Origin of the sequence: Fenollaria timonensis (assembly GCF_001457835.1) — a bacterium.
GTDB classification, from domain to species: Bacteria; Bacillota; Clostridia; order Tissierellales; family Peptoniphilaceae; genus Fenollaria; species Fenollaria timonensis.
Genome location: NZ_LN898230.1, coordinates 745,311 through 771,815 on the forward strand (window position 1 = coordinate 745,311; position 26,505 = coordinate 771,815).

Below are 26,505 nucleotides of genomic sequence, written 5' to 3' on the forward strand. Positions count from 1 at the left end.
ATTATCACCTTATTCATATGCTTTTAAAGCTCCAACCATATCTGTAGTCTTTAACTTTTTATGAACTATAATCATAACCATGAAGATAAATACATATGTTAAAGCTGCAGAAATAACATAGTTATACCACATAATGTGCGATACTAGTTGAATGTTCATAGGCGTAATATATTCAAGAATTAAATTATTTAATCCAATACCGCCTAAGAAGCCCAAAAGTATTCCCAGTGTTGATAAAAGTATCGTTTCTCTATATACATAGCTTGTTAGTTCGCGCGGATAAAAACCAAGAACTTTTAGTGTAGCTATCTCTCTAATTCTTTCAGATATATTAACACTATTTAAATTATATAATACTACAAAGGCTAGAGTCGCTGATACAAACAATATAAGTATTATAACATATGTTAAGTTTGATAACCAGTCTTTAGCTATGTTTATAGTTTTGAATACATTAAACACATACATTACACTGTCAATTTTTGAAATATCTTTTGTGAAATTGTCTTTGACTTTAACGTCATTACTGTTTAATTTAATTATATCTGAATTATAATCATAATCTTTCTTGAATACTTCTTCATAATAAGTCTTTGAAACATAGGCATAATGTCCTAAGTAGTTTTCATTTATAGCCCTTACTTTCATTTTGAAGTAATTATTATATGAATCTCTTAGTTCTATCTCATCGCCTACGTTTTTACCTAAAGAGTCTAATAGCTTTTTATTAACAATAACTCCATCGTCTGGGATTATCATTTCACCATTGTTATTTAAGTGAACATACTCAGAAAACTTTTCGTTGTCATCAATAGCCATAAGTATAACGTTTTGATCTGGTATATCAACGGTATCTGCTATTAAATTCTCTGTTCTTATAGACATTTTGTTTTTAATTTCTTCATTATTATTTACAAAATCGTCATAATCTTTCAATTTATTCTTAGAAAAATCTTTATCATAATTTACAATTACGTCATAATCAAATATTTTTCCATATTGTCTATCAATTACTTGAGCTACTGATCCTTTTAATGCAAAACCGAAGAATAAAAGGCTCATGCAACCCGCAACTCCTAGCAAGGTCATAAACATTCTTGACTTATATCTAAATGTATTTCTAAATGTTACTTTGTATAGGAAGCTTAATCTCTTCCATATAAATGGTATTTTCTCTAAGAATATCTTTGATCCTGCCTTCGGTGCCCTAGGTCTCATAAGTTCGCTAGAGTTATGTTTCAAATGCTTTGATAAAACTATGCTTACTGGAACCACTATTGAAAAGTACGAGATAAATGCACTGATTAGTGGGAAAGTCACATTAAAATATGCTATTGGCTTTTTAAGTGTAAATGATGCTGAATATGTTTTAAATACCATATTTGTTAATATGCTTTGTCCTAGTGCTATGCCTATGAATACTCCTAATGTTGTCGCTACAAAGCCATAGAATAAATACTTCTTATATATATCAAAGTTATTGTAACCAAGTGCTTTGAAGGTACCAATTTGAGTTCTTCTTTCTTCTGCCATACGCATAAGTGCAGTTAGTGCAACAATTGAAGCGATTAAGAAGAAAAATGCTGGAAAGACTAAGGCTAGTATATCCATTCTATAACCTGAGTCGTAGAACAATTGTAGACCTTCGATATTTTCTCTATCTAAGATATTAAATGTTGGTCTCTTCATGTTTTTAAGGACTCTTTTTGCTTCATCTAGGTCGCTCTTGGCGTCCTTTATCTTTTTATCTGCCTTTATCTTTTCTGAATCATATTTTTCGATTCCGTCATCATATTCTTTTTGTCCATCAGAAATTTTCTTATTAGCATCATTAAGTTCTCTAAGTCCAGAAGCCTTCTTGTCCTCAAACTCTTTAAGACCGGTGTTGTACTTTTCTAAGCCGTCGTTATATTTATCAAAGCCTTCGTTAAGCTTAATCATGCCTTCATCGTATTTAGCTTTGTTTTCAATATAAGTTATTTCTAGCTTATCAATATTTTCTTTTAATTCATCTAATTGCGCTTTTGCCTTATCTAGCTCTTCTTTGCCTTTTTTGAACTCTTCAGCTTTATCTGCTGGTATACTTGCTTCTGGAATTCCAGCCATAGCCTCTACAGCTTTGTCAAATTCTTCCTTTTTAGCAGTATACTCAATCATAGAGCTTTCATAAGTATCTTTTAGTTCATCTAATTTAGTCTTTAATTCATCTATTTGGACTTTAGCATCATCTAGATTGCTTTTGTTTTCATCTAGTGTGATTTTGCTATCTTCTAATTCTTTTTTACTGTCAGCAAGCTTTTTCTCAGCTTCACTTATTGAGTCATTGTATTTCTTTTGACCGTCTTTATAAGATTTATTAGCCTCATCTAATTTTTTCTTTGCATCATCAAGCTCTTTTTTAGCGTCAGCAAGCTTTTTCTCAGCATCTGTTATCTTGTCATCAGCATCATCAATTTCTTCTCTAATATCGGCTTTTATGCTCTCGAATTTTTCTATAGATCTCTCATTAAAAGCTGCTATTAAATCTCTTCTGTTTTCTCCGACTATATTTTTATATTCTTTATCTGTTGTCTTTAATCCATCTGTCCCATCAATAATAATTCTTGCTTTGCTCTCATCAGTATCATTAAAAGCATCTTTAAGAACATATGCAAAAGAATCATAATCTCCTAAGCCCTTCTTGCTAGTGCCTTTCATTACTGTAGACATATTCTCAGGAGAAATAACTTTACCAACTACTTTGAATTTGTAATTCTTAAGTATCTTCTTGTTCTCAAACTCAAATTTGGATTTTTTACTATCAAATTCTATAGTATCTCCAATATTAAAAGAATGTTTTATAGGGTATGCATCGACAAGTATCTCATCGTTCTTCTCTGGTAACCTGCCCTCAACAAGTTTAGGCATAGAAATTCTCTCAGGAAGTGACTCAAGATTAATTATTGTTTCGCTTCCCTTCTCAAGAACGTCCTCACTATAGACATACTCTATGTTTTTAATATCTACTACAGATTTAATAATTTCTTTATCTTTATCCTCTAATGAAAATTGTGAGTTTAGATAAATATCCGCAAGATTTGACTCATCAATAAAAGTATCTGCTGTTTTTCTCATAAGAGGACCCACAGACTTTAGGCCAGTGTAGACAAATACTCCTAACGTGATTAAAAGAACTATAGAAATGAATCTGCCTGGAGAATTTTTAATTTCTCTAAATATATCTTTCCATAAAGCAGTTTTTTTCATAAAATCACTACCATTCTATCTCATCTATAGATTGAATATTATCATTAACAAAGACGTTTCTAACCTTTGAGTCGTTAATCTCTATAACTCTATTAGCTATTGGGGCGATGGCTTTGTTGTGAGTAATAATAACTACCGTATTACCGTCCTCCAAGCTCCTGCTTTGCAATAGCTTAAGTATCTTCTTACCTGTATGATAATCCAATGCTCCTGTTGGTTCATCACATAACAATAGTTTTGGATTTTTTGCTATGGCTCTCGCTATAGCAACTCTTTGTTGCTCGCCACCAGAAATTTGTGATGGGAAGTTATTTGCTCTGTCTTCAAGACCTACATCTATTAGAACTTGCATTGGATCAATTGCGTCCTTAACTATTTGGCTAGCTAATTCAACATTTTCAAGGCAAGTTAAGTTTTGAACTAGATTATAGAATTGAAATACAAAGCCTATATCGTATCTTCTGTAAGTGGTAAGTTCTTTTTCATTGTATTTTTGTATGTCTTTGCCATCGATAATTATCTCACCTTCATCAGCTGTATCCATGCCTCCAATAATATTTAATAGAGTTGATTTACCAGCTCCGGATGGACCAACTATGACAACCAATTCACCTTTATTAAATGAAAAATTGATATCGTTATTAGCAACTATAGTGCTGTCACCCATTTGATATCTTTTATACATATGTTTTACTTCTACAAACATTTTCTCACCACTACCTTAAATAATTACTTTGAAAGCGCCTCATCAATAGCCTTGGCAGCTCTTTTACCCGCTCCCATGGCTTCAATAACTGTTGCACTTCCAGTTACTACGTCTCCACCAGCATATATATAGTCACGTGAAGTTTTTTCTTCTTCATTAACAATTATGCCGCCCTTTTCATTAAATTTGATTCCAGTACTTGTTTCTTTTATAAGTGGATTTGGTCTTGTGCCTAGTGCCATGATTACAACGTCAGCTTCTATCTCAAATTCTGAGCCTTCAATCATAACTGGTCTTTGTCTACCAGATGCATCAGCTTCGCCAAGCTCCATCTTTACACATTTTACTTTATTAACATCGCCGTTTTCATCAGCTAAAATTTCTACTGGATTTGACAAGAACATAAAATTGATGCCTTCTTCTTTTGCATTTTCAATCTCTTCTCTACGAGCAGGCATGTCCTTATCTTCTCTTCTGTAAACAACTGTTACATTCGATCCAAAACGTCTTGCTGTTCTAGCAGCGTCCATTGCAACGTTTCCTGCACCTACTACAACTGTGTTAACACCTACTCTTATAGGTGTAGCAGTATCTTCTAGATATGCTTTCATTAAGTTTGTTCTTGTTAAATATTCATTTGCTGAGAAAACACCGTTGTAATTTTCGCCTGGAATGTTCATAAATACAGGAAGTCCAGCTCCTGTGCCAATAAATACAGCATCGTATTCATCCATAAGCTCATCAACCGTAACTGTTCTGCCAACAATTGTGTTTAGCTTAATCTTAACTCCTAATGACTTAATATTTTCAATTTCTTTCTTTACAACTTCGTCCTTTGGTAGTCTAAACTCAGGTATTCCGTATGTTAATACTCCACCCGCTTCATGAAGTGATTCAAGCATAGTAACATCGTACCCAAGCTTTGCTAAATCTGCTGAGCAAGTGATTCCAGAAGGTCCACTTCCTACTACAGCTACCTTTTTCCCATTATTTTCAGCGTTCTTAGTAAGTCTTATGCCGTGCTTTAATGCGTAATCACCAGCATATCTCTCTAATTTACCTATAGCAATAGCTTCGCCTTTCTTGCCTAAAACACAAGTCATTTCGCATTGATCTTCTTGTGGGCAAACTCTTCCGCAAACTGCTGGTAATGTTGTATAATTAAATAAAACTTCAGCAGCTTCCTTTGGCTTATTATCAGCAAGTTTTTGAATAAATGAAGGTATATTAATATTTACTGGACACATCTTCACACATTGAGGATTTTTACATTGAAGACATCTTTTTGCTTCTAAAATGCATTCTTCTTCTGTGTATCCATAACAAACTTCATCAAAATTATTGATTCTTTCATTAGGATCTTGATATTTTATTTCAGTTCTTTTAAATCTATCCATTATCTCAATCCTCCTATTAAGTTACAGAAGTGTTTACCTTCTTTTTCTATCTTAGAATATTGTCTTGACCTTCTTAAGGCTTCGTTCCAGTCAATTAAGTGACCGTCAAATTCAGGTCCATCAACACAGGCAAAAACAGTTTTTCCGTCAACAGTTAATCTGCATGCACCGCACATACCGCTACCATCTACCATGATGGTGTTCATTGAAACTATAGTTTTTATATTGTGTTCTTTTGTTTTTAAACAAGCGAACTTCATCATTATCATAGGTCCAACAACTATCGCATAAGTATATTTTTTGCCTTTATTTGAAATTAAATCTTCTAAACAATCAGTTATAAGACCGCTAAAACCATATGAGCCGTCATCTGTTGCTACATAAACGTTCTTAGCAACCTTTTTCATCTCATCTTCAAGTATAATTAACTCCTTGTTTCTTGCAGCGATTATAACGTCAACATCAACGCCATGATCGTGCATCCACTTAACTTGTGGATAAACAGCTGCAGTTCCTAAACCACCTGCTAGGAATATAATTGATTCTTTTTTTAATTCTTCTAATGGAATATTGATAAAATCACTTGGTCTGCCAAGTGGACCAGAAACATCCTTTAAAGTGTCGCCTACATTAAGCTCACCAAGCTTTTGTGTAGTCGAGCCAATTTTTTGAACAGCTATCATAACTGTTCCTTCTTCAGGATTGCTATCGCATATTGTAAGAGGTAGCCTTTCTGACTTTTCGTCGATTATAATAATTAAAAATTGTCCAGGTTCTGCTTTTCTAGCAATGTCTGGAGCTTTTATGTACATAAGAAATGTATTTAAAGCAATATCTTTTTTCTCTGTAATTTCGTACACTTTAAAAACCTCCTAAAAAAATAAATAAAATTACTCAAATATATCTATATAATATCATAAAACAATTAAATTTTCAATATTTATAAGCAAATAGGCCCATGTTTATGAGCCTAATTATCTTATTAATTTACTTCTTATTTTTACTTCTTAAAAATCTATTCTTTTTGAAGTTTAAGAATAGGATAAATATCAAGATCAATACTTCAACAGCCATCAGCACTTGTACGAAGAGCTTATTTTGTTCAAATGTTCCGCCAAAGACCCTAAAGTACGTTAATAGTAGTGGTATCATAAGTATTAGAGCTAATATAAGCTTGTTCTCCATCTGTCTTTTGTAATAATAAAGATTGTCATCTTCGCCTAATATCTCCTCTATGCTCTCTCCTACTTTTGGTTTCATAAGTACATAGATGTGTGTTGCAAATAAACTTGCCTTGTAGCTAATGTCTTGTGAGTTACTATCAAATGTAGCCGCCATAAACGAGAACAAAGAAATTTGAGAAGCGCTTATAGGATATTGAAAAATCTCAATATCCTTTTTTCTAGCATAGGTTAAAAACGACTTAACGTCCTTTTCAGGTCCTTTGAAGTAATATACCTTGTACTCATATTTAGATTCAGTTTTATCAAAATAAAAGTATGAGCCTCTTAAATTGTTCAGCTTATAATTTTCTTCTCCTACTTTATTTAGCCATTTCTCCAAAGAATAAATAGGATCTAAAAACTTTTTATATTTTTTCACTAAATAACACCCTTTTGATTATTATTATCTATCGCCATTTCCAGTACTATAAAGGCAAAGCCAAAGACTATGGCTGGTATTACCCAGGCAAAACCTTCTGATCCTAGTGGGATTCTATCTAAAAAGCTTCTTATATTTTTAAAATCGCCAATATTAGCAACAGTATCTAACAAGCTTGCCATAAATGCTCCAAGTGTAGCTCCTTTATATATAGCTTTGTATTTTATTTTACTATCAAATATATTTAATAAAATGATTACAATAGCAACTGGATATAAGACTGAAAGTATTGGTCCTGAGAATGTTATTATTGAGTCAACTCCGTTTGTTGCGATTATTCCGCTAAATAAACAAGTGAATATAACTATAGACTTGTATGTTAATTTGCCATGTGTAAGATCTGAGAAGAACTCTCCAGCTGTTGCTGTAAGGCCTATAGATGTTGTTAAGCAAGCTAAAGCTACTGTTAAAGCTAAAGCTGCTGTTCCATATTGACCCATAATCTTATTTACCATGAAAATTAAGTTAGCTACTCTATTTGGGCTTTCTGGATCAATAGTGAAATAAGCACTGCCAGTTCCGCCGATGTAAACTAGTCCGCCATAAACAAAAGCTAAACAAAAGGCTGCTATGATGCCAGATATAACTGTCATTCTAAACATGTCTTTTTGACTAGTATAGCCTCTTTTCTTAACACTGTTAATTACAATAGTCGCCATAATTATTGAGCCTATGGCATCCATTGTTTGATAACCTTCTTTAAAGCCTTTAACAAAATTTTGTGTACTTCCTGTATTTTTTGGTACACCTATTGGCTTAACTATTGAAGAAATAATAATTGTAAATAGTATAACTAATAGTATTGGTGTAAGTATCGAACCTATCTTGTCAACAACTTTTGATTGATTTAATGTAAAAAATAATGTCAATCCAAAAAAGATTATAGATACTAGTATCGGGCTAACATTACCAAATAGTGGTTGAACAGCTATCTCATATGTAGTGGCGCATGTCCTAGGTATCGCTAATAAAGGTCCTATGCATATCATAATTAATGAGCCAAATAAAATTGAGAAAGTTTTATTTACTTTGCCTGCAACATCTTCAAGTCTTCCTCCTGCCTTTGCCGATGCTACAACTCCAAGTATTGGTAGTCCTATGCCTGTCATCATAAAGCCAATCATTGCTTTGAACCATTGATCTCCTGCTATGGCTCCTAATGTCGGCGGGAAAATTAAGTTTCCTGCACCTAAGAACATCGCAAATAATGCAAAGCCTACTACCATTGTGTCGATGATTTGTTTTCTTTTCACTTCCATCCCTCCATTACCATAGACATTATACTATATCCCCGAGCTAAAGTAAATATATTTTTAAGATTTTGTAACGTTTTAAAGTATTATTAGCAGCACTGTTAGGTGCATTTAAATAGCAGTGATAAAGCAGCGATGATGAAGAATGATTTATCTATCTTGATATAAGCATCAAATGTAAGTTTAAGCAAAAAAATAACTCACAGCCTGAGCCATGAGTTATTCTATACTTTATTTAATTGATTTTACATCATTGGCATTCCGCCAGGCATGCCACCTGCCATAGGTGCATCGTCCTTAGGAATGTCTGCTACTGCTGCTTCAGTAGTTAGTATCATTGATGCTACTGATGCTGCATTTTGAAGTGCTGATCTAGTTACCTTAGTTGGATCAACAATACCCGACTTAATCATGTCAACGTATTTGTTGTTAAGTGCGTCAAAACCAATGCCAGGTTTTTCGTTCATAACATTTTCAACAACAACTGATCCTTCTAGACCTGCGTTTTCTGCGATTTGTCTAACTGGTTCTTGTAGTGCTCTTAAGATTATCTTAACACCTGTCTTTTCGTCGCCTTCAAAGTCATCTACTATAGCTTCTAGCGCCTTGATTGAGTCTGCAAGTACAGTTCCACCTCCTGGTACTATACCTTCTTCAACTGCTGCTCTTGTAGCCGATAGAGCGTCTTCTATTCTTAATTTTCTTTCCTTTAATTCAATTTCACTAGCTGCACCAACTTGAACAACTGCTACGCCGCCAGTTAATTTAGCTAATCTTTCTTGAAGTTTTTCTCTGTCGAAGTCTGAGTCTGATGCTTCGTATTGAGTCTTGATTTGTTTTACTCTTGCTTCGATTTCATCTCTTTCTCCTGCTCCGTTAACGATAACTGTAGTTTCTTTGTCAACTTTAACTTTTTGAGCAGTTCCTAGCATATCTATAGTAGCTTCTTTTAAGTCATATCCAAGTTCTTCAGAAATAACCTTAGCTCCAGTTAATATAGCTATATCTTGTAACATTTCTTTTCTTCTGTCGCCAAAGCCTGGTGCCTTAACTGCAACGCAGTTGAATGTACCTCTAAGTTTGTTAACAACAAGTGTTGCCATAGCATCGCCTTCAATATCTTCAGCGATTATTAATAATGGTTTTGATTGTTTAACAATTTCTTCTAGTACAGGAAGAATTTCTTGTATATTTGTTATCTTCTTATCAGTTATTAAGATGTAAGGATTGTCAAGTTCAGCTACCATCTTGTCTGTATCTGTTACCATGTAGCTTGAAACGTATCCTCTATCAAATTGCATACCTTCAACTACTTCAAGTGTAGTACCCATAGATTTTGATTCTTCAACAGTAATAACGCCGTCATTACCAACTCTATCCATAGCATCTGCAATTAGCTTACCTATTTCTTTATCTCCAGCTGATATTGAAGCAACTTGAGCTATAGCATCTGATGATTCAACTTTTCTTGAATATGATTTGATGCTTTCAACAGTTTTATCAACTGCTTTTCTAATACCGCTTTGTAGAATCATTGGATTTGCGCCAGCTGCAATATTCTTAAGACCTTCTCTTATTATTGCTTGAGCAAGAAGTGTTGCTGTTGTTGTACCGTCACCAGCGATATCATTTGTCTTAGTAGCAACTTCTTTTAATAATTGTGCTCCCATGTTTTCAAATTTATCTTCTAATTCTATTTCCTTAGCGATAGTAACGCCGTCATTAGTGATTAGTGGTGAGCCAAATGATTTATCAAGTACAACGTTTCTTCCTTTTGGTCCAAGTGTTACTTTTACAGTATCAGCAAGTATGTTGATACCTTCTTCCATTTTATGTCTTGCATCTGCATTGAATTTAATTTCTTTTGCCATATAATTACCTCCTAGTCTTCAACTACTGCAACGATGTCAGCGAATTTTAATACAGTGTATTCTACGCCGTCAATCTTTGCGCTTGTTCCTGCATATGTTGAGAATATAACCTTATCTCCTACTTTTACTTCTTTCGCCTTCTTTTCATCATTAGCGATGTCAGATCCTATTGCTATAACTTCAGCCATAACAGGAGCTTCTTTTGAAGCGCTTGGTAGCACTATGCCTGATTTAGTTTTTTCTTCTGCTTCTAATTTCTTAATAACTATCCTATCGGATACTGGTCTTAAATTCATAATCTATTCCTCCTTATAATATTGTTAATATTTTCTTGTTAGCACTCGTCTCTATTGAGTGCTAACAATTATATTGTAGTAAATATACCTCAAATATACAAGATAATATAATCGTATTTATTCATATTTATCATTATTATTTATTTATTATCTTGCTCATCCTCTTCTTTTTTCATCTTTTTATAATTTTCTCTCATGTAGTAAAAAAGATATTGCTGTGCATAGCCAGATAAATCGCCAAATCTTCTCATGCCATCCTCTTGTATAAGCTTCTTATTTCTCTCTTCTCCACCGTAGTATAGCTCTTCCATAACTCTCTTAACCCAAACATCGACTGGGAATGAATCAGTTCTACCTAGTCCAAAGAGTAATATGCATTGAAAGACTTTCTCGCCTATACCAGGCACTTCTAATAAAGTTTTTCTAATATCGTCTACGCTTCTTTCTTTAAGCTCTTCAAAATTTATTATACCCTCTTGAACCATTTTTGAAGCAATAACTATCCTTTCAGATCTAAAGCCAGCTCTTGCATACTCCTTTATGTCCTCAGGCTTTGCATTAGACAGAGCCGCTGGACTCGGAAAAGCATAGTACTCTTCTTCATCAAATGGATTATTTAGCTTCTTTCCGTACATTTGAGATAGTTTCTTAATTGTATTCTTAATGTTCTTAATTTGATTATTGGCACTTATAATAAAGGAAATATATGTCTCGAATGGATCCTGTTTAAGTATCCTCATTCCGCCGCCAAAGTCAATAGCTTTTCTAATAACTTCATCATTAGCTGATAGCGTCTTCTTAATTGCATCGTAATCTGTATTTAAGTCAAAATAATTTAAGATGTCCTTTTCATCTTTAAAGTCACCCGCTATCTCTATAGCATCATCTATGGCACGTGCCTCTAAGACCATGTCCCTAAATATAAATCTATATGTTTCTTCATCTAGCTTTTTCCATCTGAATGCTTGGCCACACTCAAATATATGAGAAGGGACAAAGCTAGTCTGTCCCTTTAATATTATCTTATTCATTACTCTTTGTCTTTTTGTCCTCTCTTAATGCTTTAAACGCTTGTTTAAGCGTCATTCTGTTTCCGTATTGCAGTGTTCCTAGTCTATAGATATCGCATGCAAGCTTATATATGAAGTATGCTGATACCACCAATATAGCAAAGGATGCAGCTATCTCTATGATAGAAATATTTAACATACCAGCTCTTATAAACATAACGAATGGAGATGTTAATGGAAAGTATGATAAGAATGTAACTAAACTAGATTCCGATCCAGTAGTTAATGCAAATATAGCTCCAAAATAAGCAAGCACAATCAAAAGTGTTGCTGATGATATTGATTGACTTACTTCTTCTATCTTATTAACTAGTGCTCCAAGTGTTGCAAATATGAACAGATATAAGAAGAAACCTGCTATCATAAACAAGATGAATGTTATAACTAATTGTATAGGTGCACTTGTTATGCTAAATATGTCTGACCAATACTCTTTATTAAATAAGTATCCTACAGCAAAGCCTATAAACAAGAATGATACTTGAATAACCGCACTTAGTACTGTCGCTAATACTTTACTTAGTATCAAGTATTTAGGCTTAGTTGATGTTATAAGCAGCTCCATAGTCCTGTCATTCTTTTCTTTAGCTACTGATGTTGCAGTAATTTGGCCATAAGTTAGTATAATCATATATAGCAAGAATAACAAGAAATATATGATAAAATAGTTTTGCTTTGAGTCTTTTCCTAAAACTATTTCATTTACTTGGTACTTATTTTCTTCTAAAGTTTTGATTTTTGTATAATCAATTCCTTCTGATTCAATAAGTTTTTTGTATCTGTATTCATTTAAATTTCCATCTAAGCTATCGCCCATATCAGTAAGTTTAGAGTTTAAAACGAATTTTTGAATTGAATCTACATCAATTATTGCTCCTCTATCCAGCTCTTTACTTAGTACATCATCTTTAAGTTTTTCTTCGTCAGTATATAAATGAACTTCATAATTAGATAAAAATGATTTTAATTCGCTTTTGTCAATACTCTCATCATTTATAATTACACCTAGCTTTTGTGTTTTGTTAAATTCATCTGTGATAGACTTAAATAAATTTCCTTGTATAAGTCTTGGTACAAAAGCCCCTAATAAAGCTAGAACGAAAAATACTACTGTAGTTATCTTATAAGACTTAGTCTTTATAAGCTGTTTAAACTCAAATGATGTTATTAAACCAACTTTATTCTTCATCCTTATCACCTACCGCTTCTATGAATATCTCTTCTAGACTTGGTTCATACTTTGCTATGGCTCTAAAATTGTCCTTGCTTATAGCAAACTTAGCTAGTTCATCAGCTTTATCACTTGTTCTAACGATGATGTCATTATCTTTGATGCTAACATTATCTTGTCCAGCTAAATCAAATATATCTTGTAAATAGTTTACAGCATCGTTGTAGAAGCTTATTCTTAGCTTGCCCTCGCCCATATTTTTCTTAATTTCTTTAAGATTACCAGTTAAAACATTTTTGCCATCTTTAATAAGAGCAATATTGTCACAGAAATTTTCTACGTGGCTCATTTGATGAGATGAGAATATAAGCAAAGGACCGCTCGCAACAGCTTCTTTGATTAAATCAATAAGTATTTGAGAGTTAACTGGGTCAAGACCAGAGAATGGTTCATCAAGAATAATGATGTCAGGCTTATTAATAAATGTCTGAATGATTTGTATCTTTTGTTGATTACCCTTTGATAGAGTATCAAGATTTTTAGCCTTGTATTCACTAAGCTTAACCTTTTCAAGTAGCTCTATAGCATTGTTATGGCTTTCTTTTTTATCAAGCCCTTTAATCCTACCAAAGTAAATTAACTGATCAAGTATAGCGCTCTTAGCGTACATGCCCCTCTCTTCAGGCAAATATCCTAGCTTAATCTCTTTTCTGTCGATTGGCGCGCCGTCAATCAGTATCTTGCCGCTGTCAGCTTTAAAAACGTCCATAAGTATCCTTATAGTAGTCGTTTTGCCAGCTCCATTCCTTCCTAAGAAAGCAGTTGAACTACCAGAACTAGTCTCTAGATTAATTCCGTGTAAAACTTCTTTTCCAGCGAAGGATTTTTTAATGTCGATTAATTCTAACTTCATTATTTACTCTCCTTTCTAGGTCTTCCCCTCTTTTTTGACTCTCTATACCTTCCTAATTCCTTATCATAAACAATATCTTTCGCCCTATTGACATAATCGTCACTTGTAAAAGTACCATCGTTTTTACATTTAAGTAAATAGTTTAGCGTGAATAAGCTCTCAGATAAAGGCACGTTCTCAACTATAATGTCCTTATCTAAATCAAGTACAGTCGGAGCAAAATTCCATATCGCCTTTATACCAATCTTTTCATAAGTTCTTGCAACGTCTCTAGCGCTATTACTAGTAACAGCTATGACACCTATATCAATAGTATTGTTCTTGGCAAAGTCCTCAAGCTCCGATATGTTTCTAACTTTGATACCATTAAAGCTAAGACCTATCATATTGGGATTGCTATCAAATAGCCCAATAAACTTAAATCCGCTCGATTCAAACTCACGCGATTGTATTATTGCTTGACCAATATTCCCAACGCCAGTCAAAATTAAATTCTTTTTATAATCAAGACCAAGAACGCCTTTGAGGTCCATGTATATGGTCTCAACATTATATCCATAACCTTGTCTACCCTCAGCGCCAAAAGTATTTAGATCGACCCTGATCTGAGAGGCAGTAAACTTAGTGTAAGACGATAGCTCACTTGAAGAGACCCTATGAACGCCCCTTGCGTATAGGTCTTCAAAAATCACATAGTATATGGGTAATCTTTTAATTGCGTTTATTGTAATATCACGAGCCATATCTCCACACCTTTCATTATTAAAGCAATTATAGTATAACATATAGCGAATTTCTTAGCAATAATTTTTTTACATAAGCGGATCTATGTAACCAAGCTCTATAGCTTTATTAAATGCTTGTATAGCGTTATTTACTCCCAGTTTTGAATATATGTTAGATATGTGATTATATAAAGTTCTTTCGCTGATAAATAATTTATTTGCTATATCTTTTTTATTACTGCCTTTAACTAATTCTTTCAAAACAATTTTTTCGCTATTAGTTAATAAAGGCTTATCATTGATTTCAACAATTTTATTATTCCCTTTATAAATTCTAGCTAGTCTTTCAATCAATTCATCAATTTCAATTGATTTATTAATAAAATCTCTAACACCTAATTTATAAGCAGTTTCCCTATAGTTTTTTAAATCATAAGATGTTAGTATTGCGATATTAATATCAGGATAAATTTCAAGCAAATCTTTTATTAAATCAAGACCAGTTTTTTCTGATTTTAAATTTATATCCAAAAGTACTATATCATAATTTTTTATTTGTAAATACTTGAATAAATCGTCTATTGTTGATACATAGTCACAAAGCTCAATTTCATCATGTTCTTCAAGAAGCAATTTTATTGATGCTCCAAATAGTTTATGATCATCTAATAATATTATCTTCATCACTTACCTCCAGAATTACTTTTGTTTTCAATATATCCTTATTTAATTCATAATCAAGACTACCAGAGTTCATATCAATTAAAAACTTTAGTAAAAGCAGTCCTCTTTTTGAGTCATTAATCCGTTTAAAATCTTCATCATTAGAGCCATCGCTTTCAATTTCAATAATAATGTTTTTTTCTTCTCTATATAAATTGTAATTTAAAAAGCTTGCTTTTGAATGCTTGTAAATATTGTTAATAAGTTCCTTTGAAACTACTGATATAAGTTTAATTAGTTTTACATCACTATCACTTAAGAAGTTTTCATCAATATTTAGATCAATATTTAAACTTTTATTATATAATGACGAAACATTGTCAATTATTGATCTTATTGATGTATTTATATCTGCTCTTTCAAAAAGATTAGCTTGATAAAGTTTCATTATCTGTCTTAATTTAGACTCTAGATTCGATAAAACTTTTTTCGCATACTCTACATCAGGATTTTTAAGTGATAGATAATTTCTACTTGCATAAATATCTTGTATTATCTCATCATGAATTACTCTAGCAAAATTATCTCTTTCCTCGCTCATATATTCTGCTAAATAATATAATCTATAAGTTTTTTCATAGCTAAGTTCTTTTTCTTTGATAAAAATAAGGAAAAAGCTTTCTATGAGAAGCATAATTATATGCATGAAGACATTTATTACAAATGAATTTATATCAAATAAATATATCATCAATAAAGATAAGACAGCTAAAAGAATTGTAAACACTTGTGCTGAAGCTTTAGATATAGGCAAGATGTTTATATCTTTAGCGTTATCTATGAGTAAATATCTTTTAGCATAAATAAATGAAGATACAAGACTAAGTATTATAAAAATGTATTTATAAGAGATATTTTTTTGTAAACTAAATGCTATAGGTACTAAAGATAATAAATAAAATATAATTGTATGTTTTTTATCAATATTTTTGTTAGAAAGCTCAGTATAAATAAATATATATATTGGAAGATTGTATAATTAACTTAGCCACCAAATAAAAAAATCATGTGTACATATGGTATAGTATTAGTAACAAACAAAAAAACAACTATACGGAGGTACACATGACTCATATAAATTATACCATAGAATTTACAGAACGCAAGAAAAATTCACATCTATCACTACATGAAATGTCATTAATACAGGCATGGAAAATAGATGGACATAGCAACAGAGAGATAGCAAGAAGGCTAAATAGAGCCCCGCAGACAATAAACAACGCAATAAAGAAAGGCACAGTAAAGCAAAAGAGAATAATAAAAAGTAATAACAAAACATATACTTACTACGATGAAAAATACTTTGCCTTAACTAATTATGAGGTATATATAAACAATAGATCTTCTTGCGGAAGAAGACCAAAATATATAGATATAGTCGAATTTCTTAAATGGGCAGACAATAAAATGTTAAAAGATAAATGGTCTCCAGATGTATGTGTTGGATACGCAAAAGCAAATAGACTCTTTCCATCATCAGAAATACCATCAACAAAAAGCCTCTACAACTGGATAAATAAGTCACTAATGAAAACAAAAAATATAGATCTACTAGAAAAAGTAAAGAGAAAAAACAAAAATAGCACAAGAAGAACAAGACAAAACAAGAAAAAGCTTGGCATATCCATAGAAGAAAGACCAGATAAAATACAAACAAGAGAAGAATTCGGCCACTGGGAAATAGATACAGTTATAGGTAAAAAGAAAAAGACAGATCCAGTACTACTTACATTAGTAGAAAGAAAAACAAGATATGAAAAGCTGATAAAAATACATGGAAAAACACCCGATGCAGTAGACATTGGACTTAAATTCTTAAAAGATAATGCGCAGTTAAACAAAGAAATATTTAAAAGTATAACATCAGATAATGGTTCAGAATTTTCAAGCTTATCAGAATTAGCAGAATATGTAGATATATATTTTTGTCATCCATATACATCATGGGAAAGAGGAACTAGTGAATGTCAACATAAATTAATACGAAGATTTATACAAAAAGGCACATCAATAGAAGAAGTATCAAAAGAAAAAATATACAGAATAAACGAGTGGATGAATAATTTGCCAAGAAAAATCTTTAATTACAAAACTGCAAAAGAAGAGTTCATAAAGGAAATAAAACAGCTTAAAAGTATCTAGTTTAATAAAAATAAATACTTTTAAGCTATACTATACATTTAGTCTATATGATGTCTGGGTGGCTAACTTATTGTTGCAATTTATAAAATATATATATTGTAAAAATCAATAGAACTGATACTAAGTTTATTACAGGAGCATCATTTATGCTTAAATTTAATTTATATAATATTCCCCAATATAGTATGACCGCTAAATGCCCTAATATAATTTTTAATAATTTTTTATACATAATTTAATAATAAGTAGTAACTATCCTTTCATTTTTTGTATTTATACCCAATAATATTAGAAAAACAATGAGTATTAAAGCTTTTATTATAAAATATAGCGCTAAAACATTCGTAAATATATAAGTTATATAAGAGACACTTAAAATAATTATATGCAAAACAGCGAAATTTATCTGCAATCTATTTATCTTGTTCATATTTGTAATAAAAAGTATTGTATATATAATAAGTAAAGTATATATTAAACTTGTTATGAGCATATTAAAAATTAAATAAATTGATAAACTCATTGTATACATACTTAAAACTATTGAAGGTGCTAATATTATAAGTGTTGAAAAATATAATGATGCTATATAATTTATAATGATTTTATTCTTAGAAACACCATTAGCTAAGATAAACTCTATTCTTTTACTGATCTTATCATTTACAATCGTTGACTTTGCAAGCTCAAGTGCAAATATTATAAATAGCATAACTAAGCTATCACTTTTTAATATCTGCATAATTATCTCATTATTTATTGTGCTCTGTCCTACTAAAACAGGTATTAGAGTAAATATAAATGCCATAAGCGCCATTAGAAGTGCATTCTTATCAAGATTTTTTTCTATATCGTTTTTTATTAAGTCTAAGACCATGTGCCCTCCTTATCTATAACAGCTTCATTACTTAATTTTTTGTATTTAATTATTGAAAAAGATGCAAATATTATTAATAATACAATGTTTATCCCTAATAATACATATACTAAGTTTACATTATGCTTATCTATAAACTCTATGATATGCTTTGAAAAAGAAGCTACTAAATAAATTAATAAACTTGAAACAAAGAATACTAAATTTTTAAAAAACTTAAAATTCTTTTGATATAAGCTTATTATATTAAATAAAAGCACTTCAAAATACAACATTATAACTAAACTAATATATACTGCAAATATTAGTTTAAAATCAATTTTAAAATCATATATTAAATAAGTCATGAAGAATAAAACGAATGATGGAATTGAAGAAATCACCCACATTTCTTTAGTATATGATTTTATTATATCTTTTATATCAAATCCAGATGCAAGTATGAACTCAATACGTTTATTTAATTTATCTTTAGCTGTTAAATTAACGACCATAGCGTTCGAGCCAATTATTGTAAAGCCTAGTATAAATACATATAGCATCAATAATATATAATAATCACCACGAGATGCGAATACATTTTTGTATAATAAAAAATTAAATACAATAGCTATTAATAATGTTAAAACAATATTTAAGCGCACATCAGTATCTTTTAACAAATATTTTCTACAAGCTTTATTTATATTTAAATTATCATTCATTTTCTTCCCTCCTCAATAAATAATTCTTCAAGGCTTTCTCCCTTGATATCATCTATGTTTTTTGTAAACAAAATTTTTCCATCTTTTATCATAGTAACATTATCAGCTACTTTTTCTATCTCTGCTAAATCGTGGCTTGTTATTACTATAGTCTTGCCTTTATCCTTTAGTATTTTTATTAAGTCTCTTATTTGTACTCTAGATATAGGATCTACACCGCTAGTCGCTTCATCTAAGAAAACTATATCTCGATTCATAAGAACTATAATTAAAAGAGAAAGTTTTCTTTTCATTCCTTTTGAATAAGTTGATACTTTTCTATCTAAATCATCTGTAATTCCTAATAAGTCGCTGTACTTTTTATATACATTACTTGCATATCCAAAATACAAGCCATAGATATTAATATTTTCTAAACCTGTTTTATCTTCATATAAGTAATCATTTTCAAGAAGCATTGCATGGTCGCCATTAACCAGAACACTACCTTTGTCCTCTTTGTATAAACCCGTTAATATCCTTAGTAAAGATGTTTTACCAGAACCGTTTGGTCCTACAATCGCATGAACGGTATTGGCTTCAATATCTAATGAAAAATCATTATAAAGTTTTTTCTTCTTAAAATTTTTGCTCATATTTTTTACTTCAATAATATTCATAATAAACCTCCTGTGTATTATTTGTAATTTGATTATATATTGACTAAAATTGAAATTCATGAGTAAAAACTGCAATTTTATCTTATTTTCATCTAATAAAATATGTTATAATATAATCGAGGTGTTTTTATGACTGTACTAGCATGTAATAATATAAAAAAAGTTTTTATAGACAAGTTAATTTTTGAAAACGTTTCTATTAATATAAATGAAGGCGAAAAAGTTGCCATAGTTGGTATGAATGGTACTGGTAAGTCAACTTTACTTAATATTTTATCTGGCATGCTTAATTATGATGAAGGCGATATATTTATTTCTAAAGATACTAAAATCGCCTACCTTGAGCAAAATACAACGATCAGAAGTTCTTTAAGTGTTTATGATGAGATGAAGAAGTCCATGAAGCACTTGACTGATCTTGAAGAGGAGCTTAGGAATTTTGAAGATATCATTGCCAAGGATCCTAGTCAAGAGAACTTGGATAGATATGCCTTTTTACTTGAAGACTTCGAAAAGAAAGGCGGATATACATATGATGCTGAGATAAAAAAGGTTTTGACTGGGCTTGGTTTTGGCGAAGAACAGTTTAGCCAGGCTTTTAACTCTCTTAGCGGCGGACAAAAGTCTAAACTAATGCTTGCCAAAGCACTTATACAAGAGTCTGATATACTTTTCTTGGATGAGCCGACCAACCATCTTGACATTGACTCAATGGAATTCCTTCAGGAATACATCAATTCGTTTAATAAGACTGTTGTTATGGTCAGTCACGATAGATATTTTCTAAATGCTACATGTAATAAGGTTATTCTTATAAAGGATCACACAACTCATGAGTACAATATGGGCTACGAGCAATATATCAAGCAAAGAAAGATAAATGAAGCGATTCAAGAGAAGGCTTATATTAATCAGCAAAAAGAAATTGAAAGGCAAAAAGAAATTATCAGAAGATATAGGTCTTACGCTACTGAAAAAAGCATTATTAAGGCAAAGTCTCGTGAGAAGATGCTTGCTAAGATTGAGCTCTTAAGTGATGTCAATGATGACAGCGAGATTAATTTCAAGTTTAGGATGAAGGTCGAGTCAGGTAACGATGTCTTAGCTGTTGAAAATATCAATAAAAGCTTTGGTGATTTTAAATTATTAAATGATATAAACTTTAACATATATAAGCGTGAACATGTTGGCATCATCGGTGCTAACGGTATTGGTAAATCAACTCTATTTAAAATTATTCTTGGTGAAGAAAGTCATGACTGTGGTGAAATACGCTTTGGAACTAATGTCAATGTCGGCTACTTCGATCAAGAGCTAGAAAAGCTTGACGTGAATAAATCCATTGCCGAAGAGATATGGGACAGCTTCCCTCGCCTTACTTACTTTGAGCTAAGAAAGGCTCTTGCAAAGTTTTTATTTATTGATGACGATATCTACAAAATGATTGATGAGCTATCGGGTGGAGAAAAAGCTAGAGTTTCTCTATGTAAAATAATGCTTTCTGATGTAAACTTCCTTGTCCTAGACGAACCTACAAATCACTTGGACATCGAGTCAAAAGAAGTTTTGGAAGAGGCTCTTAATTCATACGAAGGAACTCTGCTTGTAATTAGCCACGATAGATATTTTCTAAATAAAGTTGTAAATAAAATACTTGAGCTTAAAGCCGATGGTATTCATGAATTTTTAGGTAACTATGATTATTATCTTGAAAAGAAAAAGCGTATGCGTGAAGAAGAAGCTTTCTTAGAAGAGCCTGAAGAAATTACAAAGACGCAAGCAAAGCTTAATAAAAAGCGAGAGAGAGAAGAAAAAGAAAGATTAAAAAAGGAAAAACAAGCAAAGGATGCTCTTGAAAAAGAAATTTCAGAGCTTGAAAAACATAAGGATAAGATTCATAATGAGCTCGCAAATCCAGATATATACGATGACATAGACAGGGTTAACGATTTGAACTTTAAACTTACTGAGATTGATGAGAAGCTTGATGCTTTATATGAAGAGCTTATTTATATGGAGGATTAAGATGTTTGAACTGAAAAATGTAAAATTCAAAGATATTATTAACATAGAGCATCTGTCTATTGGTGATAGTGGCCTTACTATGATTATGGGGCCAAGTGGCAGCGGTAAATCTACTCTTCTAAAGATGCTTGATAACCTTATAAGCCCTGATAACGGCGATATTTTATACAAAGGCGACAATATTAAGTCATTCAAAGCGCATGAATTAAGAAGAAAAGTTATTATGCAGTCTCAATTCCCCGCTATCTTCGAAGGCAATGTGAGAGACAATTTAAATATAGCTAGAAAATTCAGTGATATAGACACTCTTGATGATGCGAAACTAAAAGAACTGCTTGATATAGTTTTGCTTGATAAAGATCTTAATGATAATCCAAAGGACTTCTCTGGCGGAGAAAAGACTAGACTATCGATAGCGAGGGTCTTGGCAATGGATGCTGAAGTCTATCTATTTGACGAGCCAACATCCTCACTTGATGAAGAGACCGAATACAAGCTTATAAGTAATGTGATTAAGTACTTAAAAGAAAGAGATAAGAAGATAATTATGGTATCGCACTCAGAAAAACTATTCTCCCTAGCTGATCAAGTGATTAGCATAAAGAATAAGATAGCGACAATTAAAGAGGCCTAGTATGTTAACTGAAATTTCAATATTACAGCTAGCCCTATCTTTTGCATTTATCATAGTACTTTTAGTAATTTCTAAGATAAAGGGTTTATCAAATCAAGGACTAATTATAGTCGCTTCTCTTAGAATGACAATTCAATTGATTATAACAGGCTATTTACTAAAATACATTTTAAAGAGCGATAGTCCGTGGATAACAGTTTTGATACTTATAATTATGGAAGCGTTTGCAATATTTAATGTCTACAAAAGAAGCAAGGTTAAATCTATCAAGCTTAAAGAGCTTATAGCAATATGCTTTATAGGATCGAGTTTAGTGTCAATATTCTACTACATCATAGTCGTTGTAGGCGTTAGACCATGGTACGACCCAAGGTACTTCATAACTATCTCAGGAATGCTTATTGGTAATACAATGACGGGCATGAGTCTTGCTATTAACTCTTATAAAAATTCTCTCAATGATCAAAGAGATACGATTGAGTCGGCACTTATGCTTGGCGCAAAACCTAAGGATGCTGTGTTAAGAATATCGAGAGAAGCATTTGGCTCCGCCATACTACCGACACTTAACTCAATGCTCGGCATGGGCATAGTGCTTTTGCCTGGTATGATGACAGGTCAAATACTATCAGGAACTGACCCAATGTCTGCTATACTATATCAAATAACGATCATGATAGCCATAGTCGGAACTGTCGGTATCACTACAAGCATATTTACATCGCTTGCGTACAAAGCTTTCTTTAATGATAGAGAGCAAATACTATTCTAATAGAAAAGTCAATATAAAAAACAAACTCTACTAAAAATACTAGTAGAGTTTATTTATATACGAATCTATTACTGACTCTTTCTTCTTTTCGCTAAAAACGTTCTTCTCTCTCAAAATGTCTACAAGCCACAAAGCTTTCGAATGGAAGATTGCTTCATTATAATCACTTAAGACTATCTCATAAAGCTTGCCATTTAAGAACTTTGAATTTGTTTTAACGTAGTACGCATCAACATTCTCAAAGTCAACCAGCCTTAGTATGCTTATAGTCGTTAAATCTTTTTGATGATACAAACTTAGCCCAGTGTTTTTGTACTCAACAAAATACTTTCTGTGCTTGTTTGTATTTTTTATCTCATTTGCAAGCATCAGATAGTACTTAGCAAGCGAATTATAGTATTGGTAGTTAAACATGCCCTTTTCAAATGAATCAATCTTAATAAAAGGTTTGATGTTTAGACTAGTAATAAAATTGAAATTCTCTTGAAGAAACTCCTTCTTCGTCAAGTCACCATTGTTGAACTGTATGATCAAAGAATGTCTCTTCTCGAAAAATACCTCAAAAAGATTCTTCCTCTTTACATAAAGCATTAAATACCACTTTCTAATTATTTGACTTCTTCTACATAACTCCTTAAGTCACTGTCTACTTCATCAGCTACGTAGTCAACGTTGATAAGTATGTCTACATCATGCTTTTCAGAAATTTCATCTAAATTCTTTACTAAGCATTTTAAATCTTCTTTCTTAATATCGATAATCTTATAAACACTGTCGATATAAATTTTTTCTAGGTCGAAGTCCATAGATAGCATTCCAAGCAAGAAGCCATAGAACTTTTCAATAGAATTTACACTGTAGTCGCTTAAGTTAATAAGTCTAACGTTAGTGTCTAGAGAAAATATGTGTTCGTCCTCAACATCTAAGAACGTAATGTTGCCGTTACCTGACTTAATGTCATCGTTAGCACCATTGATTAACCACTTAGTCTTTCCTGCACCTTTTGCTCCTAAGATTAATTTAACCATAAAAATCATCCTCCTTAAAATATTTACCTTGGTAATTTGATTTTCTTTTCATTTGTTCTAATATGGAATCTTTTATTCTCCACCAAGATTCGCCCCAGTTGCAATGAATCGTTCCCTCTTCATCGGACCTTCCAACCAATCTTTGTATAATTATATCATCTTTTATATGAGTTAAGAAAATTTCTACTCTATCTACATAGTCTTCTCTGTTTAAGAGTTTAAACTCATGAGCTTTATACATCTGGGCTATCTTAGTTCCTTCCATGATATATAAACTATGTAGTTTAACTTCATCCATCTTTGTCATGTTAATGAGCCTAGCGTCATTATATATGTCATCTATGCTATCCCACGGCAAATCAAGTATCAAGTGAGCTGCCTTTCTTATGCCGTACTTTGATAATGTTTCACACGCATCTATATAGTCCTTAGTATTGTGACAGCGGTTTAATATCTTAAGCGTCTCATCATTTGAGCTCTGTAAGCCAAGTTCAACAGTTATCTCAAGATTATACTCATCTTTTACATCCTTCAATAACTTCATGTAATCATCAAAGATTAAATCAGGCCTTGTCGATATGTTAATCCCAACAACGTCTTCCTGTATTGCGTTCATTATATTTTCCTTAAACTGATCTAGTGGCATATAAGTATTAGAAAAGTTTTGAAAATAAGCTATGAACTTAGTAGCCTTATGGTTCTTCGTGATATTTATCTTGTTTTGTTCAATCTGCTCTTTGACAGATAGTTTGTTAGATAAATTCTCAAAGCTGCCTCCCTCTGCTGTGCAAAAGATGCAGCCGCCATAAGCCTTTGAGCCGTCTCTATTGGGACAAGTTATGTTTAGACTGATAGGAAGCTTATAAACCTTAGTGTGAAATTTATTTCTTAAGTACTCTGAGTAGACTCTATAGAGTTTTTTCTCTTCCTCAAAGCTTATAATATTACTCATCTACCTCGTTTTTATTATAAAATTCTTCCATAAGTTCGTCTATGATTGCGTCATCTACGACTTCTAGTTCAACATCGACACCATTTTCATGCTCGATGTACTTATAAGGATAAACGTACTCTTCTTCCTCTTCTACGTCTAGTGGGAATAAGAAGATGTAGTCGTCTCCTTTGTAATTAAATAGATCAAGTACAGCGCATTCAAGCTCTGTTCCATCATCTAAAGTGATGATCATTGTGTCTTCACAGTCACAATCATCATGTTCGTGATCATGTCCGCAGCCGCAGTCTTCGTCGTGGCAGCAGCAATCGTGTTCATCAATGAAATCTTTATCTTTACTCATCTGTTTCTCCTCTTTCTAAAATTTGTTCGGAAAAGTCCTCAAAATTAGATATATTAACTAATTCGAGGCTTATATTTTTATTAATTTCGTTAATATTTTCATCAGTTATAAATGAAAGTTCAGGTTTTTTCTTGAACTCGTAGCTTATTTGATCAAGGTAGTAGTTAATTAAAAACTCTTTCTCTTCCTTTGACATATCCTTATTTCTAATACTTAGAGCAACTGATTCGTAGAACTTATATCTTAAAAATATTATGAAGCCCTCGAAGTCTTCAACATTAGTACCCTTTTCAATAATAAATATTATCCTAAAGAATAAATTCCACTTAAAATCAGTATTTATAAGTTTTAGTATTTCGTCACCTAAGCTTTGAGTGAAAGTATCGTTAAACACAGGCTTTCTCTCAAACTCTATATAGTTTGTTATAGGACCAAGATTTTCCTGTATATCTGATAATCTTCCTACTAAATCAACAAACTCTTGTGATGTATCCTTAGCAGATTTTCTTTGAGCCTTCATAAATAAGTACTCACTAATCATGTCGCAGGAGTCCTTGTAGTCTATAATGTAACCTAAGTCGCTCTTAACCTTTGATTTAAATATATCGTGTATAGTCTTTGATACAAGCTTAACAAGTTGCTTCTTCTTATTAACCTGTATCGTTGAGTCAGACCTATTAAGATGGTTATAAACACTCATAAGCTGCCTATCAACCATAGTTAAATTATCCTTAATAGTTGCCATGATGTCTATAAAGAAATCTTCTGTAAGAACATAGTTGTAGTTCTTATATAGGACTTTGTGGTCTATGTCTCCCCAGAATACATTGACAAGTGACTTTATTTGAAGCTCAAAGTGTATCTTCTTGCCGTCATCATCAACATACTTGCCGTCTATCTTGTAGATCTCAAAACCATTCTTTTGTAATTGTGGCTGCTCTTCAGATAGCTTTAGATATATCTTTTTATTGATATGGCTTGAGTAATAACCTCTGTCCTCTTTATAATTGAATAAGTTTAATAAGTCTCTATAAATTTTCTTTTCGTCATCAATGAACCTACATTCAATTCTAACACCTATGATATCTGAGATGTTCTCCATAAGATTCTCTGGCGTCTTGTACTCAGTATATAAATTGTTTCTAAGTATCTTCTCTCTAAGTGAAGTAGCTTCCTTCACTCTGCCTCTTGCGGCTAGAAAATGATCCTTAGCACAGAAAGTATTAGTAAAGAAATTTTCTAGAATTTCCATTACTTCTTCTAATTTATCGTTATTTTCTTCAAGTAAATCTATAGTGTCATCTATAAAATCAAATAATTCAAGCCTCATCAG

27 protein-coding genes are annotated in these 26,505 nt (G+C 31.9%); 5 read left to right on the forward strand and 22 right to left on the reverse strand.

What is annotated here, in order from left to right; translation table 11 throughout:
* Positions 1 to 9: 9 nt before the first annotated feature.
* The 14 genes from BN3004_RS06570 to BN3004_RS06635 form a co-directional block, all read right to left on the reverse strand.
* Complete coding sequence (locus tag BN3004_RS06570) at positions 10 to 3,246, reverse strand: FtsX-like permease family protein (protein ID WP_058260400.1); 3,237 nt, start codon at positions 3,244 to 3,246, stop codon at positions 10 to 12.
* A gap of 7 nt (positions 3,247 to 3,253) precedes the next feature.
* The gene (locus BN3004_RS06575; protein WP_058260401.1) at positions 3,254 to 3,952 is read right to left on the reverse strand and encodes an ABC transporter ATP-binding protein; all 699 of its coding nucleotides are present in this window, start codon (positions 3,950 to 3,952) and stop codon (positions 3,254 to 3,256) included.
* Between the two features lie 23 nt (positions 3,953 to 3,975).
* Complete coding sequence (gene gltA / locus BN3004_RS06580; RefSeq protein ID WP_058260402.1) at positions 3,976 to 5,349, reverse strand: NADPH-dependent glutamate synthase; 1,374 nt, start codon at positions 5,347 to 5,349, stop codon at positions 3,976 to 3,978.
* Positions 5,349 to 6,209 (reverse strand): sulfide/dihydroorotate dehydrogenase-like FAD/NAD-binding protein, encoded by an 861-nt coding sequence (locus BN3004_RS06585; RefSeq protein WP_058260403.1) that lies wholly within the window; start codon positions 6,207 to 6,209, stop codon positions 5,349 to 5,351. The genes gltA and BN3004_RS06585 overlap by 1 nt, the downstream gene beginning before the upstream one ends.
* A 127-nt stretch (positions 6,210 to 6,336) precedes the next feature.
* Positions 6,337 to 6,951, reverse strand: a complete 615-nt coding sequence (locus tag BN3004_RS06590; RefSeq protein WP_058260404.1) for a DUF2812 domain-containing protein — start codon at positions 6,949 to 6,951, stop codon at positions 6,337 to 6,339.
* A complete protein-coding gene (gene brnQ / locus BN3004_RS06595) occupies positions 6,951 to 8,264 on the reverse strand; it encodes a branched-chain amino acid transport system II carrier protein (RefSeq protein WP_058260405.1) in 1,314 nt (437 codons plus the stop codon). The genes BN3004_RS06590 and brnQ overlap by 1 nt, the downstream gene beginning before the upstream one ends.
* 245 nt (positions 8,265 to 8,509) lie before the next feature.
* The gene (gene groL / locus BN3004_RS06600) at positions 8,510 to 10,135 is read right to left on the reverse strand and encodes a chaperonin GroEL (protein WP_058260406.1); all 1,626 of its coding nucleotides are present in this window, start codon (positions 10,133 to 10,135) and stop codon (positions 8,510 to 8,512) included.
* Between the two features lie 11 nt (positions 10,136 to 10,146).
* Positions 10,147 to 10,431 (reverse strand): co-chaperone GroES, encoded by a 285-nt coding sequence (locus BN3004_RS06605; RefSeq protein ID WP_058260407.1) that lies wholly within the window; start codon positions 10,429 to 10,431, stop codon positions 10,147 to 10,149.
* A 140-nt stretch (positions 10,432 to 10,571) separates the two neighbouring features.
* The gene (locus tag BN3004_RS06610; protein WP_058260408.1) at positions 10,572 to 11,462 is read right to left on the reverse strand and encodes a DNA-3-methyladenine glycosylase family protein; all 891 of its coding nucleotides are present in this window, start codon (positions 11,460 to 11,462) and stop codon (positions 10,572 to 10,574) included.
* Positions 11,455 to 12,690, reverse strand: a complete 1,236-nt coding sequence (locus BN3004_RS06615; RefSeq protein ID WP_058260409.1) for an ABC transporter permease — start codon at positions 12,688 to 12,690, stop codon at positions 11,455 to 11,457. Before BN3004_RS06615 ends, BN3004_RS06610 begins: the two co-directional genes overlap by 8 nt.
* Entirely contained in the window at positions 12,680 to 13,585 is a 906-nt protein-coding gene (locus BN3004_RS06620) for an ABC transporter ATP-binding protein (protein ID WP_058260410.1), read from the reverse strand. Before BN3004_RS06620 ends, BN3004_RS06615 begins: the two co-directional genes overlap by 11 nt.
* Positions 13,585 to 14,328, reverse strand: a complete 744-nt coding sequence (locus BN3004_RS06625) for a redox-sensing transcriptional repressor Rex (protein WP_082244120.1) — start codon at positions 14,326 to 14,328, stop codon at positions 13,585 to 13,587. Before BN3004_RS06625 ends, BN3004_RS06620 begins: the two co-directional genes overlap by 1 nt.
* A 69-nt stretch (positions 14,329 to 14,397) precedes the next feature.
* Positions 14,398 to 14,994 carry a response regulator transcription factor gene (locus BN3004_RS08615; RefSeq protein WP_058260411.1) on the reverse strand — a complete coding sequence of 199 codons (597 nt, stop codon included), beginning with the start codon at positions 14,992 to 14,994 and terminating at the stop codon, positions 14,398 to 14,400.
* Entirely contained in the window at positions 14,972 to 15,574 is a 603-nt protein-coding gene (locus BN3004_RS06635) for a sensor histidine kinase (RefSeq protein ID WP_148344914.1), read from the reverse strand. The genes BN3004_RS08615 and BN3004_RS06635 overlap by 23 nt, the downstream gene beginning before the upstream one ends.
* 103 nt (positions 15,575 to 15,677) lie before the next feature.
* Between BN3004_RS06635 and BN3004_RS06640 the strand changes: the two genes are divergently transcribed.
* Positions 15,678 to 15,836 carry a hypothetical protein gene (locus BN3004_RS06640; RefSeq protein ID WP_196792491.1) on the forward strand — a complete coding sequence of 53 codons (159 nt, stop codon included), beginning with the start codon at positions 15,678 to 15,680 and terminating at the stop codon, positions 15,834 to 15,836.
* A gap of 262 nt (positions 15,837 to 16,098) precedes the next feature.
* Positions 16,099 to 17,178, forward strand: coding sequence for an IS30 family transposase (locus BN3004_RS06645; protein ID WP_058259272.1), 1,080 nt, complete (start codon positions 16,099 to 16,101; stop codon positions 17,176 to 17,178).
* A 235-nt stretch (positions 17,179 to 17,413) separates the two neighbouring features.
* Here the strand turns inward: BN3004_RS06645 and BN3004_RS06650 are convergent, their stop codons facing one another.
* From BN3004_RS06650 to BN3004_RS06660, 3 genes are read right to left on the reverse strand one after another with little or no spacing between them, the layout of a single operon-like run.
* Positions 17,414 to 18,055, reverse strand: coding sequence for a hypothetical protein (locus BN3004_RS06650; protein WP_058260414.1), 642 nt, complete (start codon positions 18,053 to 18,055; stop codon positions 17,414 to 17,416).
* Positions 18,046 to 18,759 carry a hypothetical protein gene (locus BN3004_RS06655; protein WP_058260415.1) on the reverse strand — a complete coding sequence of 238 codons (714 nt, stop codon included), beginning with the start codon at positions 18,757 to 18,759 and terminating at the stop codon, positions 18,046 to 18,048. Before BN3004_RS06655 ends, BN3004_RS06650 begins: the two co-directional genes overlap by 10 nt.
* On the reverse strand, positions 18,756 to 19,418 hold the full coding sequence (locus BN3004_RS06660) for an ABC transporter ATP-binding protein (RefSeq protein ID WP_058260416.1): 663 nt from the start codon (positions 19,416 to 19,418) through the stop codon (positions 18,756 to 18,758). The genes BN3004_RS06655 and BN3004_RS06660 overlap by 4 nt, the downstream gene beginning before the upstream one ends.
* Positions 19,419 to 19,547: 129 nt before the next feature.
* Here BN3004_RS06660 and BN3004_RS06665 point away from each other — a divergent pair, with 129 nt between their 5' ends.
* From BN3004_RS06665 to BN3004_RS06675, 3 genes are read left to right on the forward strand one after another with little or no spacing between them, the layout of a single operon-like run.
* Positions 19,548 to 21,443, forward strand: a complete 1,896-nt coding sequence (locus tag BN3004_RS06665; protein ID WP_058260417.1) for an ABC-F family ATP-binding cassette domain-containing protein — start codon at positions 19,548 to 19,550, stop codon at positions 21,441 to 21,443.
* Between the two features lies 1 nt (position 21,444).
* Positions 21,445 to 22,077 carry an ABC transporter ATP-binding protein gene (locus BN3004_RS06670; RefSeq protein ID WP_058260418.1) on the forward strand — a complete coding sequence of 211 codons (633 nt, stop codon included), beginning with the start codon at positions 21,445 to 21,447 and terminating at the stop codon, positions 22,075 to 22,077.
* Between the two features lies 1 nt (position 22,078).
* Positions 22,079 to 22,849, forward strand: a complete 771-nt coding sequence (locus tag BN3004_RS06675; RefSeq protein WP_058260419.1) for an ABC transporter permease — start codon at positions 22,079 to 22,081, stop codon at positions 22,847 to 22,849.
* A gap of 39 nt (positions 22,850 to 22,888) precedes the next feature.
* Here the strand turns inward: BN3004_RS06675 and BN3004_RS06680 are convergent, their stop codons facing one another.
* Genes BN3004_RS06680 through BN3004_RS06700 form a run of 5 tightly spaced genes read right to left on the reverse strand, consistent with a single transcriptional unit; the run spans position 22,889 to position 26,502 of the window.
* On the reverse strand, positions 22,889 to 23,440 hold the full coding sequence (locus tag BN3004_RS06680; RefSeq protein ID WP_058260420.1) for a DUF6648 family protein: 552 nt from the start codon (positions 23,438 to 23,440) through the stop codon (positions 22,889 to 22,891).
* A 17-nt stretch (positions 23,441 to 23,457) separates the two neighbouring features.
* The gene (locus BN3004_RS06685; RefSeq protein ID WP_058260421.1) at positions 23,458 to 23,877 is read right to left on the reverse strand and encodes a hypothetical protein; all 420 of its coding nucleotides are present in this window, start codon (positions 23,875 to 23,877) and stop codon (positions 23,458 to 23,460) included.
* Positions 23,870 to 24,829, reverse strand: coding sequence for a tRNA modification radical SAM protein MnmL/YtqA (gene mnmL / locus BN3004_RS06690; RefSeq protein WP_058260422.1), 960 nt, complete (start codon positions 24,827 to 24,829; stop codon positions 23,870 to 23,872). Before mnmL ends, BN3004_RS06685 begins: the two co-directional genes overlap by 8 nt.
* Positions 24,822 to 25,172 (reverse strand): DUF1292 domain-containing protein, encoded by a 351-nt coding sequence (locus tag BN3004_RS06695; protein ID WP_058260423.1) that lies wholly within the window; start codon positions 25,170 to 25,172, stop codon positions 24,822 to 24,824. Before BN3004_RS06695 ends, mnmL begins: the two co-directional genes overlap by 8 nt.
* A complete protein-coding gene (locus BN3004_RS06700) occupies positions 25,165 to 26,502 on the reverse strand; it encodes a GTP pyrophosphokinase (protein WP_058260424.1) in 1,338 nt (445 codons plus the stop codon). The genes BN3004_RS06695 and BN3004_RS06700 overlap by 8 nt, the downstream gene beginning before the upstream one ends.
* Positions 26,503 to 26,505 lie beyond the last annotated feature (3 nt).

Excerpts from the sequence above, each read along its gene's own strand:
- BN3004_RS06695 (WP_058260423.1), bottom strand. The coding sequence starts at position 25,172 with ATGAGTAAAGATAAAGATTTCATTGATGAACACGATTGCTGCTGCCAC.
- BN3004_RS06680 (WP_058260420.1), bottom strand. The coding sequence starts at position 23,440 with ATGCTTTATGTAAAGAGGAAGAATCTTTTTGAGGTATTTTTCGAGAAG.
- BN3004_RS06575 (WP_058260401.1), bottom strand. The coding sequence starts at position 3,952 with ATGTTTGTAGAAGTAAAACATATGTATAAAAGATATCAAATGGGTGAC.
- BN3004_RS06625 (WP_082244120.1), bottom strand. The coding sequence starts at position 14,328 with ATGGCTCGTGATATTACAATAAACGCAATTAAAAGATTACCCATATAC.
- BN3004_RS06635 (WP_148344914.1), bottom strand. The coding sequence starts at position 15,574 with ATGAGCGAGGAAAGAGATAATTTTGCTAGAGTAATTCATGATGAGATA.
- BN3004_RS06700 (WP_058260424.1), bottom strand. The coding sequence starts at position 26,502 with ATGAGGCTTGAATTATTTGATTTTATAGATGACACTATAGATTTACTT.
- BN3004_RS06570 (WP_058260400.1), bottom strand. The coding sequence starts at position 3,246 with ATGAAAAAAACTGCTTTATGGAAAGATATATTTAGAGAAATTAAAAAT.
- BN3004_RS06670 (WP_058260418.1), top strand. The coding sequence starts at position 21,445 with ATGTTTGAACTGAAAAATGTAAAATTCAAAGATATTATTAACATAGAG.
- BN3004_RS06685 (WP_058260421.1), bottom strand. The coding sequence starts at position 23,877 with ATGGTTAAATTAATCTTAGGAGCAAAAGGTGCAGGAAAGACTAAGTGG.
- BN3004_RS06640 (WP_196792491.1), top strand. The coding sequence starts at position 15,678 with ATGAAGACATTTATTACAAATGAATTTATATCAAATAAATATATCATC.
- groL (WP_058260406.1), bottom strand. The coding sequence starts at position 10,135 with ATGGCAAAAGAAATTAAATTCAATGCAGATGCAAGACATAAAATGGAA.
- BN3004_RS08615 (WP_058260411.1), bottom strand. The coding sequence starts at position 14,994 with ATGAAGATAATATTATTAGATGATCATAAACTATTTGGAGCATCAATA.
- BN3004_RS06605 (WP_058260407.1), bottom strand. The coding sequence starts at position 10,431 with ATGAATTTAAGACCAGTATCCGATAGGATAGTTATTAAGAAATTAGAA.
- BN3004_RS06615 (WP_058260409.1), bottom strand. The coding sequence starts at position 12,690 with ATGAAGAATAAAGTTGGTTTAATAACATCATTTGAGTTTAAACAGCTT.
- BN3004_RS06645 (WP_058259272.1), top strand. The coding sequence starts at position 16,099 with ATGACTCATATAAATTATACCATAGAATTTACAGAACGCAAGAAAAAT.
- mnmL (WP_058260422.1), bottom strand. The coding sequence starts at position 24,829 with ATGAGTAATATTATAAGCTTTGAGGAAGAGAAAAAACTCTATAGAGTC.
- BN3004_RS06665 (WP_058260417.1), top strand. The coding sequence starts at position 19,548 with ATGACTGTACTAGCATGTAATAATATAAAAAAAGTTTTTATAGACAAG.
- BN3004_RS06675 (WP_058260419.1), top strand. The coding sequence starts at position 22,079 with ATGTTAACTGAAATTTCAATATTACAGCTAGCCCTATCTTTTGCATTT.
- gltA (WP_058260402.1), bottom strand. The coding sequence starts at position 5,349 with ATGGATAGATTTAAAAGAACTGAAATAAAATATCAAGATCCTAATGAA.
- BN3004_RS06660 (WP_058260416.1), bottom strand. The coding sequence starts at position 19,418 with ATGAATATTATTGAAGTAAAAAATATGAGCAAAAATTTTAAGAAGAAA.
- BN3004_RS06610 (WP_058260408.1), bottom strand. The coding sequence starts at position 11,462 with ATGAATAAGATAATATTAAAGGGACAGACTAGCTTTGTCCCTTCTCAT.
- BN3004_RS06620 (WP_058260410.1), bottom strand. The coding sequence starts at position 13,585 with ATGAAGTTAGAATTAATCGACATTAAAAAATCCTTCGCTGGAAAAGAA.
- BN3004_RS06655 (WP_058260415.1), bottom strand. The coding sequence starts at position 18,759 with ATGAATGATAATTTAAATATAAATAAAGCTTGTAGAAAATATTTGTTA.
- BN3004_RS06650 (WP_058260414.1), bottom strand. The coding sequence starts at position 18,055 with ATGGTCTTAGACTTAATAAAAAACGATATAGAAAAAAATCTTGATAAG.